Source organism: Liquorilactobacillus mali (genome assembly GCF_001437155.1).
GTDB lineage: Bacteria > Bacillota > Bacilli > Lactobacillales > Lactobacillaceae > Liquorilactobacillus > Liquorilactobacillus mali_A.
This window is the reverse complement of sequence record NZ_JQAR01000065.1, coordinates 1-1,003: the sequence shown is the minus strand read 5'-3', so window position 1 is coordinate 1,003 and position 1,003 is coordinate 1. Positions and strand designations below refer to the sequence as shown.

Annotated in this window: 1 protein-coding gene; it reads left to right on the top strand. The window is 35.2% G+C overall.

Going from position 1 to position 1,003, the window contains the following annotated elements:
- Window positions 1–217 precede the first annotated feature (217 nt).
- A complete protein-coding gene (locus tag IV36_RS11725) occupies window positions 218–844 on the top strand; it encodes a DapH/DapD/GlmU-related protein (RefSeq protein WP_056992671.1) in 627 nt (208 codons plus the stop codon).
- The last annotated feature ends 159 nt before the right edge of the window (window positions 845–1,003 follow it).

Genomic DNA, 1,003 nt, shown 5'->3' with positions numbered 1-1,003 from the left:
TTAATTATGGCACAACTGTTCAGAAATTTATGTACCAAATACTAGGATAGGAGCAAAATGATTGGCTTATCTAGTCTGAAAATGGCATATATTTGGGTTGATAAAAGTAATTGAATTTGTAATTACTTTTATTTTGTACATCAATGACCATTGCTTTATAATGATGATGCTAAACAAACTAAGCATAAGTAAGTTATTGAGAAAGAGGGCCTGAATGATGCATATTGAATTTCCAAAGCTGTCAAGAGACACACCAATAATTGGCAAAGGAACCCAAATAAAACGGTCAACGTTAGGACAATGGGTCGAGTTAGGAGAAAATAATTTGATCGATAATTGTGTAATTAGTGATTATGATTATACTGGTCAGTATTGTTTCATGCAAAATAGTGATTTAAAAAAATTCATTAGCATAGCTGCCCAAGTTCGAATTGGACCAACTAACCATCCGTATGATCGTGTTTCACAGCATATTTTTTCGTATAATGGTGCATCATATGGTTTTCCTCAAAAGGATACTGCTTTTTTGGAAAAACGCCAACAAATAAGGACAACAATCGGGAATGATGTTTGGATAGGTCATGGTGCAATTATTCAATCAGGTCTAACAGTTGGTGATGGTGCAGTAATTGGATCAGGAGCCGTAGTAACGCATGATGTTGAACCATACACGATTGTCGGCGGAGTATCAGCAAAAGTAATCAAAGAACGTTTTCCAGATGAAATTAAAACTGATTTGGAACGTATTGCCTGGTGGGACTGGTCACGACAAGAGTTAGAAGAGTATTATTTAGATTTCAGATTACCAGTTGAAGAATTCATAAAGAAGCACTTAAAGAATTAAACTTCTGTTAAAGAGCATGGTGAAGGCACCATGCTCTTTAAATTCTCCAAATTATATTACATAGTAAAGAAATGGAACACAGTTGTGCGGAATAAATAGAGGAGAGGCTGTGACATAACTAGCCTCTGTATAAGCAAATAGGACGAGAAACCGAATTTT